Genomic DNA, 14,920 nt, shown 5'->3' with positions numbered 1-14,920 from the left:
CTCTTCTTTTCGTGGTTAGGGCGGTGGCGGTGCCGCCCGTTTCAGCATGTCCGTCAAAGGGTCCGCCTCTGCAATCTCAAGCCGCACCGGCAGGGTGATCACCTTGTGGCGGAAACTGGCGGGCAGGCGCACGGCGTCCTTTTCGGTGGTGACCAGTTGCGCGTTCAGTGCCTTTGCATCGGATTCGAGCCGGGTCAAAAGCGCCGTTGGCAGGCTTTGGTGATCGTCCAGCGCCTCGGCCCGGGCCAGATCGGCGCCAAGAGTGCGCAATGTATCAAAGAATTTCTGCGGATAGCCAATGCCGGCAAAGGCCAGAACCCGGGTGCCCTGCCAGGGCATACCGGTTTGCAAAGGCGCCAGATGGGCCGAGACATGTGGCAGCCCCCCCAGCGCCGCACCCCAGAGGCGGGCGAACTTCTCTTGCGCCGCAGGAGCGCCGATGGACAAGACGGCATCGGCGCGCGCCAGACCTTCGGCCACCGGTTCGCGCAGCGGCCCGGCGGGCAGGCAGCGGCCATTGCCGAAGCCCCGTGCCGCATCCACCACCACCAGTGACAGATCCTTGGCCAGGCTTGGGTTCTGAAACCCGTCGTCCAGCAGGATCACCGTCGCCCCGGCAGCTGCAGCGGCGCGTGCCCCGGCGGCGCGGTCGCGGGCCACCCAGACATTGGCAAAGGCGGCCAGCAACAGCGGCTCATCCCCGGTTTGCGAGGCCTTGTGGCGGGCGGGAATGACCTCTTCGGGGCCAATCAGCGTGCCGCCATAGCCGCGGCTGACCACATGCGGGTCGTGCCCCATGGCGCGCAGGGTCTCGATCAGCCAGATCACCGTCGGCGTCTTGCCGGTGCCGCCAGCATTGAGGTTGCCGACGCAGATCACCGGCACGTCGACCTTCGCTGGCGTGCCCTTGGCAAGCCGGGAGCGGGTCACCGCGCCATATAGACGGCCCAGCGGCGCCAGCAGGATGGCGCGCAGATCAAAGGCGCCGGGCGCCTTGTTCCAGAACTCAGGAGGCCGCATTACGCTCCTCCCTCAGGTCGAGCAGATCCTGCACCCGGTCGATCAGCTGATCAGTCATCGCTGCGCCCTCTGTGACGGCTTCCCAACCTGCCAATGCCATTTCCGCCGCCATATCGGGGGCCGACAGGTGCAGTACCATTTCGGCCAACTCCTGAGGTGTGTAGACGCATTCGGCAGCGCCGCAATTCGCCAGCTGGGCATAAATCTCCTGATGCCGCACGGTGCCGGGACCGTGCAGAATGGCCGAGCCGAGCGCGGCGGCGTCCAGAGGCGAATGACCCTCACGGCCTCGGTGCAGACTGCCCGCCATCAGGCAGACAGGCGCCAGCCGATACCAGAGGCCAAGGTCGTCCTTGTCCGCCAGCAGAACCTGCGTGTAGTCGTCCGGTTCATCCCCGGCGTCCCAATCGGCATATTGCAGCCCGCTGTCCTTCAGGGCGGCGCGACATTCATTGAGGCCACCATAGCTGTCCGGTGACAGCACAAGGATCAGCCGGTGCAACAGCCGCAGAGCGATCCTGTGTGCCTCCAGCACCATCGGCAATTCGTCCGGGCGCACTTGCGCCGCCAGCCAGACGGGACGGCTGCCAAGCACCCCTTGCAACTCGGTCAGTTCCTCGTCGTTGCAGCCGGGCGGTGAGGTCGAGATCCGCAAACGTCCGGCCATCTGCAGCTTGTCCGGCGAAATGCCGGTGCGCTGCAACTGGCTCTGGACCTCGGCATCGGGAGTCAGGATCGCAGCGAAGCCATCCAGCATGCGGCGGCGCTGATCGGGCAGCCAGCGACTGGTGCGGCTCGGCAGTTCCTTTTCCGTCAGGTCGACCAGCAGCGCGTCGATGCGTTGTTCGCGCATGTGCCGCAGCAGGACGCGGCGCAGTCGTCCGCCGGACCAGATGCAGAAATCCGGGCGCCAGAGGGCCAGAAAGGCGCGCACATCCGTCGGGCTGTCAGGGGGCAGGTGGCCCGCAGCGATATCGCAGCCTTCGGCCTCGGGCGGGGGCGCCATGTCCGGCTCCCAGGTGGCGAGAACCGACAGATCCGGCCGCGCCGTCTTAAGCCGGTTTCCGACATCGCAGAGGGCCATGTAGCGTTCGGTGCTGGTCGCATGCACCCACAGCACTTCCCCCTCCGGGCGCGGAGGCAGGTCAGTGCTGGTAACCGTCCTTGATACGGGGCGGGAGCTGCGGCTGGGCATATGGGGCGTCCAAAAATTCATCTGCGTGTCGCGGGCAACCGGTGTGGTCGGACCGTAACGTCCGGATCAGCTTGCAATGCCGGGGCCGTCGGGGTCCAGCGCCTCGATCAGCTCCTTATGCAGGGCCGGAGGTCCGGCCACCACCCCATTGAGCAATGGCACAGGATTGTTGAACCTCAGGTCCTGGCCCAGACGGTCGGTCGCCTGCCCGCCAGCCTCGCGCAGGATCAGATCGCCGGCGGCGATGTCCCATTCCCAACTGCGGCGCAGGGTCAGCATGGCACCGGCGCGCCCGTCTGCGACCTTGGCCATGCGATAGGCCAGCGACGGGCGATAGCTGCGGGTGAAACCGGGGGCATTGCGGGTACGCCAATGTTCGGCGGCGAGGTTGGGCCGCGCGGTCAGCACCTCGGCCAGCGCCAGATCGGTCAGCGAGGAGGCGCGGATCGGGGTGCCATTCCGGGCAGCTCCCTGTCCTTGCGCCGCGGTGTACATCAGACCGCGCTGCGGCAGGTAGATCACCGCAGCGGTGACCCGGCCCGCGGTGGCAATGGCAAGAGAATGCGCCCAGGTGCGCGAGCCTTCGGCAAAGGCGCGGGTGCCGTCTATGGGGTCGATGATGAAGACGCTGTCGCGGCTTAACCGGTCGGCGCTGTCCTCGGTTTCTTCGGATAGCCAGCCATAATCAGGCCGCGCCTCGGGCAGCATCTCTTCCAGCAGCGCATTCACCGCCAGATCTGCCTCGGTCACCGGCCCCTGACCGCCGGGCTTGTCCCAGCGCCGCGCCGTTGGCCCGCTGTAGCGGCTGGCGATGTCGCCCGCAGCCTCGGCGGCGCGGATCAGCAGTTCGAGGTCCGTAAGGCCCTTTGCCTGTTCCTCTGTCTGGGCGTCGTCAATTGCCGGCAAGCGTCATCCCCTCGACCAGCAGCGATGGTACGACGCGGGACAGGTAGCTCCGCGCGTCATTGGCAGGCACGATCCGCATCAGCATGTCGCGCAGATTGCCCGCGATGGTGCATTCGTTCACCGGATAGGCGATTGCACCGTTCTCGACCCAGAACCCTGAGGCGCCGCGCGAGTAATCGCCGGTGTTGGGATTGATGGTTGAGCCGATCAGCGAGGTGACCAGCAGCCCGGTCCCCATGCCCGCAATTAGATCGGCGCGGCTTTGATCGCCTTGGGTCAGCGCCACGTTCCAGTTCGACGGCGACGGCACCGAGCCGATGCCACGGGCGGCGTTTGCGGTGCTTTCCATCCCCAGTTTGCGGGCCGAGGCCAGATCCAGCGTCCAGCCGGTCAGGGTGCCGTCCTCGACGATGGCGCGGCGGCGGGTGGCCAGACCTTCGCCGTCAAAGGGGCGCGAGCCTGCAATGCGGGGGCGGTGGGGATCCTCAATCACCGACAGATGCGTGGGCAGCACCTGCTGTCCCAGACTGTCCTGCAGCCAGGAGGAGCCGCGTGCGATGGCAGCGCCATTCACCGCCGACAGAAGATGACCGATCAGCGATGCGGAAATCCGTTCGTCGAACAGCACCGGATAGGTGCCGGTCTTGGGCCTGCGTGCGTTCATCCGCGCCACGGTGCGTTCCCCGGCGCTGCGACCGATCTCTTCGGCACTGCGCAGGTCGCTTTGATAGGTGCGGGAATCGCCGTCGTAATCACGCTCCATCCCGGTGCCGGTGCCCGCGATGCCGGTGCAGGAAATCGACCGGCCGGTGCGGGTGTAGCCGCCGGAAAACCCGTTCGAGGTCGCCAGATAGACCGAGCTGCGGCCATAGCCCGCGCCTGCGGATTGCACCTGGCTGATCCCGTCGATGGCCTGACAGGCGGCTTCGGCGGCCAGCGCATCCTCTTGCAGGGCGGCTGGGGCCGGATCGGCGGTGGGGTCGTTCAGATCCAGCGCCGCAAGGTCCCAGTTCTGCGCCAACTGATCCGGTGCGGCAAGGCCGGTATAGGGGTCCTCGGGCGCCTCTCGGGCCATGGCCACGGCGCGTTCGGCCATGGCGGCAATGGTTTCGGGGCGGCTGTCGGAGGAGGAGACCAGCGCCTGACGCTGTCCCAGGAAGACGCGCAATCCCAGATCGGTGCCTTCGGAGCGTTCGGCATGCTCCAACCTGCCCTCGCGCACCTCGATGCTGAGGGAACTGCCTGCAGCGGCCATAGCATCGGCAGCATCCGCGCCTGCCTTGCGGGCGGCATCGATCAGGGCATGGCAAAGCGTCTCGGGGGTCTGGGTCATGGGCGTCTCGGGCCATCCTGTTGCTGCGGGTCGCCATAGAGCTAGCCAGAGGAACCCCCTGCTGCAAGGGCGCAGGGACAATTGCCGCAAGAAAAAGGGACCGCGCAAAGGCGGTCCCGTAAAGCGTTTTTGCTGTGGGTCAGCTTATTTGATGCGCTGGCCGTTGGCGAGGATCTTGCCGTCTTCGGAAATCTCGATCTTCGAGTTCAGCGTGTCTTCGCCTTCGCCGGGAACAGCCAGCATGCCCATCATCATCCGGGCGCCCATGGCGTCATCATCGCTCATCAGGCCCATTTCGATCAGCTTGTCCATCAGGGTGTTGGCACCGGTCAGCGACAGGTTCGCTTCGCCCGAGGGAGCCGGCATGCCGTCAAAGCTGGTCAGATCATCGTTGTTGAAGGCGAAATCACCGGTACCGGTCAGCTTGGCACCCGCTGCCGAGACCAGCAACTCCTGGATGGTGACCGCGTTCAACTCACCTGGTGCGACCTCGCCATCCTCGACCTTTTCCATGGCTTCGGCATCAAAGACGTCGAACAACACCTTGCCCTTGCCGGTGAGGCTCAGCACGACGCTGGCCGGATCATGCGGCAGGGCGCCGGCCGGATCGACCATGCCCCAGAGCATTTCCGGAACCGCGAAGTCGCGCAGCGCCACGCCAAGCGCGAAGTCCTGTTCTTCCTCGGACTTGGCAAGGGGAATGGTGATGTTGAAACCAGCCTCGGCCATGCTGAGCGCCAGCGGGAAGGGTATGTCCGATCCGGTGACGTTGAAGGCCATGTCCTTTTGCGTGACGTCATAGGTCAGTTTGCTTGCGTCCATTGCAACGCCAAAGTTGCCGCCGCCCGAGGTGCTGTCAAAGGTCAGGCTGTCGCTGCCATCCTGAAAGGCAAAGGCAGAGGTGCCGCTGGTGTAGGAGAAATCGGTATCAAGACCAAAACCGGCAGCCAGCAGCGCGGAGAAATCACCGCTCTTGTCCAGATCGGCCGGAACCGTGCTGGTGCCATGCGCCTGAAGCTGCTGCATCGCGCCGTTGAAGGAGGCGAAATCCTCGCTGTCCGGATCCTTGAAGCCAAGATCATAGCTCAGCGCTGAAGCGGTCCAAGTCTGATCGTAGCTGCGCACCCCGGCCAGCGACATGGTGGTTTTTGTCACCATGTCGGAGAGGGAGACGGTGCCCCGGATCGCATCCTGGGGGATGTCCTCGCCAGTGGCTTCCAGCCCGTCCAGCGTCAGCGTCATCTCGCTGGTGGCATAGTCATAGGTCATGTTCTCGGAATCACCCGAAACCGTCACCGGCGTGCCGTCGTGGGTGATGATCAGATTTACCGTCAGCTTGTCATCATCTTCGCTGGCGCGCACGGTCAGCGGAAATTCCTTGGGCACCAGAATGCTGACGGTTCCGTCGCCATTCTCGGTGAATTTGATCTCGGGCATGCTGAGCCCGGCGGTCACGTCCTCTTCGTCGGGGATCGGCATCATCATCGACAGATCGGACACCGTCAGCGTGTCGCCCGACATGCTTTCGGTGGCGGTCACCTCGTAACCGGTGCCGGTCATGTAGGATTTCCAGTCGGACCAGACGTCCTTGGCGCTGAGATCGGCCAGCGCCCCCTGGGCGGAAACAGTCAGAAGAAGAGCGGCGCCACAGCTGCGCGCGAGAAAAATGGACATGGGTGAAACCTTTCGTAGCAAGCGTTGGATACCATGGTCCGTCGCGGCGCCACCGGCGTCAAGGGGCCTGGGGCTGGACCGTTCCCCCTAGGGAGTTTACCACAGAGGGGAACCACTGTCGCGATACAGGTATTGGAGAGAAATCATATGGATATGCAGGGCAAGACGGTCGTCATCACAGGGGCTAGCCGCGGTATCGGAGCCGATGCAGCAAGGGTTTTCGCCGCCGCGGGGGCCAACCTGGCGCTGCTGGCGCGCAGCACCGATGCGCTGGGCGAACTGGTCGGGGAACTCGGCGGAAATGCGCTTGCCTTTGCCTGCGATGTGGCGGAACCAAGCGCGGTTGCGGCGGCGCTGGAAAAAGCACATGAGCATTTCGGCAGCCTTGATGTGCTGATCAATAACGCCGGGGTGATCGAGCCGATCGCGCGTCTGGAAGAGGCTGATCCGGCGGCCTGGGGCAAGCTGATCGATATCAACATCAAGGGTGTGTTCAACGGCATCCGCGCCGCGCTGCCGCTGATGAAACCCGCCGGGGGCGGCACCATCATCACGGTGAGTTCCGGCGCCGCGCATAACCCGCTGGAGGCCTGGAGCGCTTATTGCACCTCGAAGGCCGGGGCGGCGATGCTGACCCGCGCCCTGCACCTGGAGGAAGGTGGCAATGGCATCCGCGCCATGGGCCTGTCGCCGGGCACCGTCGCGACCCAGATGCAGCGCGAGATCAAGGCCAGCGGCATCAACCCGGTGAGCGAGCTCGATTGGGAAGACCACATTCCCGCCGAATGGCCCGCGAAGGCGCTGTTGTGGATGTGCGGCAGCGATGCCGATGATTTCCTCGGCCAGGAGATTTCCCTGCGCGAAGACGCGATCCGCCGCCGGGTGGGCCTGATATGATCAACCTAGAGATTTCGAATGAGGGCCTGTGGGTGGTGACGATCAACCGCCCGGACAAGGCGAACTCGCTGACGGCTGAGATGCTGACGGAACTGGCCGAGATCGCCGAACGCGCGGGCGAGGCGCGGGGATTTATCCTGACCGGTACCGGCAAGGTGTTCAGCGCCGGCGCCGATTTGGAGGCGGCGCGCGCGGGGCTTGCCACCTCGCCCCTGTGGGAGCGGCTGTCGGGCGCCATCGCGGCGCTGCCCTGCCTGACCATCGCGGCGCTGAACGGCACGCTGGCCGGGGGCGCTAATGGCATGGTGCTGGCCTGTGATATCCGCCTGGCGGTGCCTTCGGCAAAGTTCTTCTATCCGGTGATGAAGCTTGGCTACCTGCCGCAGCCTTCGGACCCGGCGCGCATGGTGGCGCTGATCGGCCCGGCGCGCACCAAGATGATCCTGGCCGCCGGTCAGAAGATCGAGGCGGAAGAGGCCTGTGCCTGGGGGCTGGTGGACCGGATCGTGGAGCCCGATGCTCTGGTGGAGAGCGCCCGCGCCCTGCTGAGCGATGCCCTGGCCGCCAAGCCGGAGACTGCACGCGGTATTCTGGAGATGTGCCGCTAAGAGGGGCAGGGGCGGCTCCCGCCCGTCCTTGGAGCATGCCATGCCCCGCGTCCCGTTGGGCGTAGCGCCGCGCTGTCGCGCGGCGTTTTTCCTGCTGAGAGGCCCTTTGAGGGCAGAAACTGCCTCAACAGGGCCATGTCGAGTGTAGAGGCACCGTCACCGCCTCAAGGCGCATTGCCCCTGCTGCGCAGGGTGGCCTGCGGCCAGCCTTGACCCGCTGTCGGTGCCGGAGCAGAGCCGGGTGCGCATCAACGCTTGCGTCGCTTTCCCGGTACGCGGGAGGAAAAGCCAGGTGGGCGTTTGCGGACCCAGGCGATGAAGCCGGCGAGGCGCGGATGGCTGCGCAGCGCGTCGATGGTGGCATAGTCGCGGGCCAGCTCGGCCTCCGTCAGGGCTGCGTGGATTTCGCGGTGGCAGATATGGTGTAGCAGCACGGTGGGGCCGCCCTTGCCGCCTTTGAGTTTCGGGATCAGGTGGTGCAGGCTTTGCGGAACGTCCGCGGGGATGGGGCGGTTGCAGAGGGGACATATGGGTGTCGGGTTCGGCTCTGGCATCCTGACCTCTCGTCTTTGCGGCTGGACTGCATTAGATGCGGCGCAGATGGATGCGGGCAAGGGGCGGAAGGCGGAGTTTCATGGCGGGGCAATCGGAACAGTGGGATGCGGTGGTCATCGGCGGTGGGCCTGCGGGGTTGATGGCGGCTGAGGAACTGGCGCGCGCAGGCTATCGCGTACTGGTGGCCGAGGCCAAACCGTCGCTTGCGCGCAAGCTGTTGATGGCGGGGAAATCCGGCCTGAACCTGACCAAGGATGAAACCTTCGAGGACCTGATCGAACATTATGGTGCCGCGCGGGACTGGCTTGCACCCATGGTGAGGGCATTTGATGCGGGCGCCGTGCAGGACTGGGCACGGGGACTGGGGCGCGATCTGTTCACCGGCTCCACTGGGCGGGTGTTTCCCAGGGAAATGAAAGCCTCGCCGTTGCTGCGCGCCTGGCTGGCGCGGCTGGAGGAGTTGGGCGTTGCACGCCGCACCCGCTGGCGCTGGACTGGCTGGGAGGGGAACTGCCTGAGTTTTAAGACGCCCGAAGGGATGGTGCGGCTGCGCGCGGGGGCGACCGTTCTGGCGCTGGGTGGTGCAAGCTGGGCGCGGCTCGGCTCGGACGGGGCCTGGGCGGATTTGCTGGCGGCGCGGGGTGTGGCGTTGGCGCCCTTCAAGCCTGCCAATGCCGGGCTAGTGGTGGATTGGTCGGATCACATGGCGGCGCATTTCGGCGTTCCGCTGAAAGGGATTGCGCTGCGCGCGGGGGCGCTGTCTTCGCGCGGGGAGGCGGTGATCTCTGCTCGCGGTTTGGAAGGGGGCGGAATCTACGCCATTTGCGCGGCGGTGCGGGAGGGCGCGGATCTGACGCTGGACCTGCTGCCGAATCTGACCGTGGAAGAGGTGACGCGCAGACTGACTCGCCCGCGTGGCAAGGCGAGCCTTGCCAATCATCTGCGCAAGGCACTGAAACTGACGCCTGCGCAGATCGCGCTGATGCAGGAATTTGCCCGACCGCTGCCGCAGGATTCCGCAGAGCTTGCGGCGCGGATCAAGTCTCTGCCGGTGCGTCACCAAGGTCTGCGCCCGATGGATGAGGCGATTTCGACCGCCGGGGGCGTCTGCCACGAGGCGCTGGATGCGGGGCTGATGCTGAAAGAAATCCCCGGCACCTTTTGCGCCGGAGAGATGCTGGATTGGGAGGCGCCCACGGGGGGCTACCTTCTGACGGCCTGTCTTGCCACCGGGCGCTGGGCCGGACGTGGCGCGGTCGATTACTTGGCCAGCGCTGCGGTGCGCTGAAAGGCGTCGCGGCTGCGCACGGTCTTGGAATAGTCGAGCAGGGCACGGCTTTCGACCGGGAACTTGGCGCCATAGGCCCAGTTCAGGCAATGCACGCAGATGATATCGGCGATGGTGAACGCGTCCCCCATCAGGTAGGGGCCGGTCAGGCGCGCTTCGAGCCGGGCGATGTTGCGCTCGAACTCCCAGCGCAGGCTGTCCTTGATTTCGGGCACGCGCTGCTCTTCGGGCAGGGCAAAGCTGTGGCGGGCGGCGGTCCAGAGCACGGCGTCGATTTCATCCAGGATCTGATGGGTGACGGCATCCTGTTTGGCGCGGGCCATGGTCCCTGCGGGCGCGGTGAGCGCGCCGTGCTTGTCCGCCAGATAGGTGATGATGGCGGTGGAATCGGTGATCACCTCGCCATCTTCGACTAGGGCCGGAACCTTGCCCGAGGGGTTCACGGCGACGATATCCGGGCTGTGCGGGGCGGCAGTATTCAGATCATAAGGCTGGCCCAGTTCTTCGAGCGTCCAGATCACGCGGAAGGCGCGGGTCATCGGTTTGCCGATCACGGTGTACATAGGTTTCTCTCCCTCAGGTTTTGCTGCGCATCAGATGCGCGCAGCTGTCTTTGCGTCAAGGCTGAAGCCTGCCTGCACCCGTCGCTGGCCGCAGAACGTTGCGGCCTTTTGGGCCCTTACTGGCGGGCGCGGCTGAGCATCGCCAGCCGAATCAAAGCGCGCTCCATCAAGGCAAGTGCCGGGGCGGTCTGCCCGGCTGAGCGCAGCTGCAGGTCGGTGTCGGTCAGAATGGTCAGCGCGGTCTGCAGCTTGGCGGCGCCCCAGCCCTGCGCCTGCCGCAGCATCCGGTCGCGGCGCTTGCCATAAAGCGGCGGGCGCAGGCGGCCGATGCCCTGCGCCGGACCACCGGGATCGGCGGCCACGGTGTAAAGCGTGCGGAAATGGCGGGTCGCCCCGATGCAGAGCGTCACCGCATTGGTGCCCTGCGCCTGAAGACGCCGCAGCAGCGGGCCGATCTCGGCGCTGCGCCCCTCGGCCACCACGTTCAGCACATCGTCAAGTGCGGCTTCGGTGGATTGCGGCGCGACGGCGTCGATATCCTCAAGGCTTAGGGGGCTGCTGTCCTGGTATTTGTAGAGCGCCAGTTTTTCGATCATGCGGGAGAAATCGCCGGGGCCGATGTCATTGGCGATATCGGTCAGCGCCGACATGCTGTCGCTAGGCACATCTCGGATCTGCGCTTCGGAGAGGATCCGCTCGATCTCGGCCCGCGAGGGCGGATCGTCATAGATGCCGGTGGCATAGGCGTTGCGATGCGATTCGAAACCCTTGCGCAGTTTCGATGTGGCTTTCAGCTGCCCGGCGGTGACGACGATCTGGGCATCGCCTGGTTGCCAGTCCTCCAGCGCCGCGAGAATCGCAGGGGCGGCGCTGTCGTTGGCCTCTTCGACAAAGACCGCGCGTGGGCCGGGAAAAAAGCCGACCGCCTTGACCGCGTCCAGAAGCTGTGCCGGATCCTTGCGCAATTCGGAGCCGGGCATCCGGGTCAGGCGCATTTCTTCCTCAGCCGCGGCGCCCAGCAGGGCCGCCAGCATCTGTTGCCGTTTCAGCGCCACCCGCATGGCATCGGCGCCATATATCAAAAGGCCCGTCTTGTCCGGGTCGGGCTTTTTGAAATAGCCCTCGGCGTCGCGCGGGGAGAGCTTCATTCCGCAGTCGGCGCCGCAGCGGCCAGATCCGCAGTGGTCAGCACCCGGGCGGTGATCTGATCGGCCAGAATCTGCATCAGCCGCGCATTGGCATCGCGTTCCCCGGCCAGGGTTTCCACCGTCGATCCGGTGGCGGAATAGCCGGTAAAGGCATCTTCGCTGCCGCTGGCCACGATAATGCCGTCGGACAGGCGGAACAGGCTGTAGCTGGCAACGCCGACGATGGAATAGCGGGTGGTCTCATTGCCCGCGGTGATCGCCTGACCTTCGCTGCGGGTGCGCAGGGACAGGTCCAGCCGGTAATCGCTGCCAGAGGCGCGGCCAAGCCGTTCCTCCAGATTGCGGACCAGCAGGTAGGCGTTCACTTCGTTGTCGGTCTTGATCTCCTCGGGGGACTGAATGGCGATCTTGCCATAAAGCGCCGCTCCGGTGCCCCCCGGCGCATAGACCGGGGTGAAACCACAGGCGGCCAGCCCCAGCAACAGGACCAGCGGCAGCGCGAGGATATGCCTTGGATCAGGCAACGACATTGACGATACGACCCGGCACGACGATCACCTTTTTCGGGGCGCCGCCATTCAGCGCCTTTTGCACAGCTTCGTGCGCCAGCGCGAGTTTTTCAACCTCAGCTTTGTCCAGATCTTTGGCGACGGTGATTTCGCCGCGGCGTTTTCCGTTGATCTGGATTGGCAGGGTGACGCTGTCTTCGACCAGCATCGATTCGTCGGCGGCGGGCCAGGCTGCCGTGGCCACTAGACCTTCGCCGCCCTGCGCTTCCCAGACGGCCTCGGCCAGGTGCGGCGTCATCGGCGACATCAACTGCGCCAGCGCCATGATCGCCTGTTTCTGCGCCGCCGCGCCCGCCTTGGATTTGGCCAGCGTGTTGGTAAAGGCGTAAAGTTTGGCAATCGCCGCGTTGAAGCCGAAGGATTCGACACCCAGGGTCACGTCGCGGATCGCTTTGTGCATCTCGCGCAAAAGGTCCTCGTCGCCGCTGCCGGATGCATTCGGGTCCATCTCGGCGATCTTTACCGACAGGTTCCAGACCCGGTTCAGGTGCTTGTAAGCGGCCTCGGCCCCGGCGGCGGTCCATTCCACGTCGCGCTCCGGCGGGCTGTCGGACAGCACGAACCAGCGCGCGGTATCGGCGCCAAAGGCCGAGATGATGTGCAGCGGGTCGACCACGTTGTTCTTGGATTTCGACATCTTGGCCGAGGGAATCACCTCAACCTCGGCGCCGGTCTCCTTGAGGAAGGCCTTGCCGTCGCGCAGCTCGACTTCTTCGGGGTAGTGATAGACCGGGCGGCCATTGTCGCCTTTGGTCTGGTAGATCGCATGGGTGACCATGCCCTGGGTAAAGAGCGCGTCGAACGGTTCTTTCGACTTCTCCGGCAGGTGGCCGCAGATGTGCATCGCGCGGGCGAAGAAGCGCGAATACAGCAGGTGCAGAATCGCGTGTTCGATGCCGCCGATATACTGGTCGACGTTCATCCAGTAATCTGCCTCTTCCATTACCGTGGGCGTTTCGGCGCGCGGCGCGGTGAAGCGGGCGAAATACCAGGACGAATCGACGAAGGTATCCATTGTGTCGGTTTCCCGCTGGGCAGGCTTACCGCATTTCGGGCAGGCACAGTCGCGCCAGCTGGGGTGGCGGTCCAGCGGGTTGCCGGGCACCGAGAAATCGATGGCCTTGCCGTCTTCGTCATAGGGCAGGGCGATGGGTAGGTTTTCCTTCTTCTCCGGTACCACGCCGCAGGCATCGCAATGGACCACGGGAATCGGGCAACCCCAATAGCGCTGGCGGCTGAGACCCCAGTCGCGCAGGCGGAATTTGGTGACGCCTTCGCCCCAGCCTTCGGATTCGGCCTTGTCGATGGTGGCGTTGATCGCCTCTTCACCTGTGGCCACGTCCAGCCCTGCGAAGTGGTTGATCCATTTTACCTTTTCGGTCTTCGGCGGCACAAATGCCTCGTTTTCGACCGGCTTGGGATCGTCCAGCGCCAGGAAGGTGTCGGTGACCGGCAGGTCGTATTTGCGGCAGAAATCGAGGTCACGCTGATCATGGGCCGGGCAAGCAAAGATCGCGCCGGTGCCGTAATCCATCAGGATGAAGTTAGCGATCCAGACCGGCAGTTCCCATTCCGGGTTCAGCGGGTGTTTGACGCGAATGCCGGTGTCGCGGCCCAGTTTCGGCGCGGTCTCGATGGCCTCGGCGGTGGTGCCGCCCTTGCGGCATTCGGCCAGGAATTCCGCCAGTTCGGGGTTCTCGGCCTCCAGCTGTTTGGCAATCGGGTGGTCGGGGGAAATCCCCACGAAGGAGGCGCCCATCAGCGTGTCGGGGCGTGTGGTATAAACCTCGATTGGCTCACCACCGTCGGCGCGTTCAAAGGAGAACTGCAGACCGCGCGATTTGCCGATCCAGTTTTCCTGCATCAGGCGCACCTTGGCGGGCCAGTTGTCCAGACCATCGAGCGCGTCTAGCAGTTCCTCTGAATAGTCGGAGATCTTGAAGAACCACTGCGTCAGTTCGCGCCGTTCCACCAGCGCGCCAGAGCGCCAGCCGCGGCCGTTTTCAACTTGTTCATTGGCCAGAACGGTCATGTCGACCGGATCCCAGTTTACCACGGCGTTCTTGCGGTAAACGAGATCCTTTTCCAGGAAATCCAGGAACAGCGCCTGCTGCTGGCCGTAGTATTCCTCGTCACAGGTGGCGAACATCCGCGACCAGTCCAGCGACAGGCCCAGCGGCTGCATCTGTTCGACCATGGTGTCGATATTGGCGTAGGTCCAGTCCTTGGGGTGCCCGCCCGAGGCCATGGCGGCGTTTTCCGCAGGCATGCCAAAGGCATCGAAACCCATCGGGTGCAGCACGTTATGGCCGGTCGCAATTTTGTAGCGCGCGATCACGTCGCCCATGGTGTAGTTGCGCACATGCCCCATGTGCAGCTTCCCCGACGGATAGGGGAACATCTCCAGCACGTAATACTTCGGCTTGTCTGCCGTCCGTTTGGCCTGGAAGATTCCGGCCTTTTCCCAGGCCTCCTGCCATTTTGCTTCGATCTCAGAGGCAGAGTAACGCGACATGGATGCGGTCCTTTAGAATGAAAACGCCGGGCGATGGGGCCCGGCGCTGGTGATACTGATGTTTTCTGCGGCTTTCCAGAGGGCAGAGGAGTCAGAACTTTTTGTCTGCGATGCGCAGCTGGCGCGCACGGGACAGAATCGCATCTTCGACGGCGCGGGTGGTGGAGGCGCTGACCGGCCCGCCCTTGGAATGCAGCGAGACGTTGAGAGAGCGCGCATCGAGCGCCGGGTCCTTGATATGGACGGTGGCGCGATAGGAGCGTCCGCCGCCGGGTGGGGTGCCATAACCGGTGATGATGACGCCGGTGAAGGGATCAACGCTTTGCACCGGCAGGAAGCTCAGCACATCGATGCTGGCGTTCCACAGGTAACGGTTCACTTGGACCTTCTGGTCCGGTTTGCCGCCAAAGACATCCCAGATCGAGGATTTATCGCTCTTTGCGGCGTCGACGTCGTTGTTGAATTCCTGCGCAACATTCGTGTTGGCCGGACGATCCTTGCTGCGCCCGCCGCAGGCGGCAACGCTCAGGCACAATGCGCCGATCAAGGTCGCCTGAAATATCTTATGCAGTTTCATAGCCGCTCCCGGAGCCTTTGACTTGAGGCAGTCCTATCGCATGCGCAGCAATTTGAGCAAGGGCTTTAGCAT

General features: G+C 64.6%; 14 protein-coding genes. 3 read left to right on the top strand and 11 right to left on the bottom strand.

Translation table 11 applies throughout. The annotated features are described in order from the left end of the window. Positions 1-15: 15 nt before the first annotated feature. The 5 genes from lpxK to JL2886_RS10040 all read right to left on the bottom strand — a co-directional run bounded on the left by lpxK (position 16) and on the right by JL2886_RS10040 (position 6,128). Positions 16-1,020 (bottom strand): tetraacyldisaccharide 4'-kinase, encoded by a 1,005-nt coding sequence (gene lpxK, locus JL2886_RS10060; protein WP_065271878.1) that lies wholly within the window; start codon positions 1,018-1,020, stop codon positions 16-18. Continuing rightward, the gene (locus tag JL2886_RS10055) at positions 1,007-2,140 is read right to left on the bottom strand and encodes a 3-deoxy-D-manno-octulosonic acid transferase (RefSeq protein WP_274840507.1); all 1,134 of its coding nucleotides are present in this window, start codon (positions 2,138-2,140) and stop codon (positions 1,007-1,009) included. The genes lpxK and JL2886_RS10055 overlap by 14 nt, the downstream gene beginning before the upstream one ends. 141 nt (positions 2,141-2,281) lie before the next feature. Continuing rightward, positions 2,282-3,121 (bottom strand): inositol monophosphatase family protein, encoded by an 840-nt coding sequence (locus tag JL2886_RS10050; protein WP_237028355.1) that lies wholly within the window; start codon positions 3,119-3,121, stop codon positions 2,282-2,284. Next, a complete protein-coding gene (locus tag JL2886_RS10045) occupies positions 3,108-4,454 on the bottom strand; it encodes a TldD/PmbA family protein (RefSeq protein WP_065271876.1) in 1,347 nt (448 codons plus the stop codon). Before JL2886_RS10045 ends, JL2886_RS10050 begins: the two co-directional genes overlap by 14 nt. A 144-nt stretch (positions 4,455-4,598) precedes the next feature. Next, positions 4,599-6,128, bottom strand: a complete 1,530-nt coding sequence (locus JL2886_RS10040) for a DUF2125 domain-containing protein (RefSeq protein ID WP_065271875.1) — start codon at positions 6,126-6,128, stop codon at positions 4,599-4,601. 147 nt (positions 6,129-6,275) lie between these two features. On the opposite strand from JL2886_RS10040, the gene JL2886_RS10035 reads away from it, so the two are divergent. Next, a complete protein-coding gene (locus tag JL2886_RS10035) occupies positions 6,276-7,025 on the top strand; it encodes an SDR family oxidoreductase (RefSeq protein ID WP_065271874.1) in 750 nt (249 codons plus the stop codon). Continuing rightward, positions 7,022-7,633, top strand: coding sequence for an enoyl-CoA hydratase/isomerase family protein (locus JL2886_RS10030; RefSeq protein WP_065271873.1), 612 nt, complete (start codon positions 7,022-7,024; stop codon positions 7,631-7,633). Before JL2886_RS10035 ends, JL2886_RS10030 begins: the two co-directional genes overlap by 4 nt. A gap of 248 nt (positions 7,634-7,881) precedes the next feature. Here JL2886_RS10030 and JL2886_RS10025 read toward each other — a convergent pair whose 3' ends face one another. Beyond that, positions 7,882-8,187: a hypothetical protein gene (locus tag JL2886_RS10025; RefSeq protein WP_065271872.1), complete on the bottom strand. Its 306-nt coding sequence runs from the start codon at positions 8,185-8,187 to the stop codon at positions 7,882-7,884. An 80-nt stretch (positions 8,188-8,267) separates the two neighbouring features. Between JL2886_RS10025 and JL2886_RS10020 the strand changes: the two genes are divergently transcribed. Beyond that, positions 8,268-9,476, top strand: coding sequence for a TIGR03862 family flavoprotein (locus JL2886_RS10020; RefSeq protein ID WP_065271871.1), 1,209 nt, complete (start codon positions 8,268-8,270; stop codon positions 9,474-9,476). On the opposite strand, the gene JL2886_RS10015 is transcribed toward JL2886_RS10020, so the two are convergent. The 5 genes from JL2886_RS10015 to JL2886_RS09995 form a co-directional block, all read right to left on the bottom strand. Continuing rightward, positions 9,449-10,039, bottom strand: a complete 591-nt coding sequence (locus JL2886_RS10015; RefSeq protein WP_065271870.1) for a glutathione S-transferase family protein — start codon at positions 10,037-10,039, stop codon at positions 9,449-9,451. The genes JL2886_RS10020 and JL2886_RS10015 overlap by 28 nt on opposite strands. Before the next feature lie 116 nt (positions 10,040-10,155). After that, a complete protein-coding gene (holA, locus tag JL2886_RS10010; RefSeq protein ID WP_065271869.1) occupies positions 10,156-11,187 on the bottom strand; it encodes a DNA polymerase III subunit delta in 1,032 nt (343 codons plus the stop codon). Continuing rightward, a complete protein-coding gene (gene lptE, locus JL2886_RS10005; RefSeq protein ID WP_065271868.1) occupies positions 11,184-11,717 on the bottom strand; it encodes an LPS assembly lipoprotein LptE in 534 nt (177 codons plus the stop codon). The genes holA and lptE overlap by 4 nt, the downstream gene beginning before the upstream one ends. Beyond that, entirely contained in the window at positions 11,704-14,271 is a 2,568-nt protein-coding gene (leuS, locus tag JL2886_RS10000) for a leucine--tRNA ligase (RefSeq protein ID WP_065271867.1), read from the bottom strand. The genes lptE and leuS overlap by 14 nt, the downstream gene beginning before the upstream one ends. 91 nt (positions 14,272-14,362) lie before the next feature. Next, the gene (locus JL2886_RS09995) at positions 14,363-14,848 is read right to left on the bottom strand and encodes a DUF3576 domain-containing protein (protein ID WP_065271866.1); all 486 of its coding nucleotides are present in this window, start codon (positions 14,846-14,848) and stop codon (positions 14,363-14,365) included. Between the last annotated feature and the right edge of the window lie 72 nt (positions 14,849-14,920).

The sequence above is a fragment of the Phaeobacter gallaeciensis genome (assembly GCF_001678945.1).
GTDB lineage: Bacteria > Pseudomonadota > Alphaproteobacteria > Rhodobacterales > Rhodobacteraceae > Phycobacter > Phycobacter gallaeciensis_A.
Note: the sequence above shows the minus strand (reverse complement) of the source record. Positions and strands in the feature narration are given on the sequence as shown.